General features: G+C 79.6%; 1 pseudogene. It reads left to right on the top strand.

Going from position 1 to position 1367, the window contains the following annotated elements:
* A pseudogene (locus ACYVJ4_RS18480) lies at positions 1-1367 on the top strand (CHAT domain-containing protein); the annotation flags it as partial.

Raw genomic sequence — 1367 nt, 5'->3', positions numbered from 1 at the left:
CGGCCTGGCGGCCCGCGACCGCGGCGACCTCGAGCAGGCCGAGCAGGCGCTGCGCCGCGCGGTGCGGGCGGCCAGCCAGGCCGGCGACCGCTCGAGCGCGGCCGAGGCCCGCATGACCCTGTCGTTCGTGCTGCTGGACGCCGGGCAGACGGCCCAGGCGCTGCGGCAGTCGGCACGGGCGGCCGGCGACCTCGACGGCGTGGCCAGCCTGCGGCTGCAGGCCCAGCGCGCCCTGATCCAGCAGCGCTGCGGGCGGTTCAGCGAGGCCCTGGCCACCTACGACGCCGTCGTCCCGCAGCTGCACCGCGCGGCGGACGACGTGTGGGAGTCACGGGTGCTGAGCAACCGCGGGGTGCTGCGGGCGTTCCTCGGCGACCTCGACGGGGCCGAGCGCGACCTGACCCGCTCGCACGAGCTGCGGGTCGCGCTGGGGCGCGACCTCGAGGCGGCTCGCACCCTGTGGAACCTCGGCTGCCTGGCCCGCGAGCGCGGCGACGTCGTCCTGGCCCTGGAGCGGTTCGACGCCGCCGAGCCGGTCCTGGCCGCTCTGGGCGCTCCGGGTGGGCAGCACCACCTCGACCGGGCGTCGCTGCTGCTGTCGGTCGGGGTCGTGGGCGAGGCGCGCGAGCTGGCCGAGGCCGCCCGCGCCGCGTTCGCCGCGGCCGGCCAGGGGGCCGACCTGGTCGAGAGCGAGGTGCTGCTGGCCCGCATCGCGCTGCTCGAGCGCGAGGCCGAGCCGGCGGTCGAGCTGGCCCGCTCGGCCCGCGAGCACGCCGAGCGGCAGCGACGTCCCGGCTGGGTGCTGCTGGCCCGCCACCTCGAGGTGCTCGCGCTGGAGCTCGCCGGCGACGACGACCTGGCGCGCGCCGACCGGGCGGCCGAGCTGGCGCGGGCGCTCGGCGACGACCACTGGTCGGAGGCCGCCACCGACGCCCGGCTGGCCGCCGTGCGCATCGCGACGTCGCAGGGACGGGCGCAGCAGGCCGCCGACCTGCTGGGCCCGGCCGGGCGCGTGTCGTCCCGCGACCCCGCCATGGTGCGGCTGCGCCACCACCACGCGCTCGCGCTGCTGCGCCACCACGAGGGCGACGACCGGGCGGCCGCGGCCGCGGTCCGCTCGGGGCTCGCCGTGCTCGCCCGGCACCGCGCGGGTCTCGGCGCCAGCGACCTGCAGGCCCACCTGCCGGCGTTGGGCCAGGACCTCGCCCGTCTCGGCCTGCGGATCGCCCTCGACAGCGGCTCGCCGACCCGGCTGCTGCGCGAGGTCGAGCGCTGGCGCGGGCAGGACCTGCGCAGCCGCCCGGTGCGACCGCCGCGCGACCCCGACCTGCAGGCCGCCGTCGAGCGGTTGCGGCGGGCCACGTCCG

It is taken from the genome of Angustibacter peucedani (genome assembly GCF_054779595.1).
This window is presented reverse-complemented; position numbering and strand designations above follow the sequence as displayed.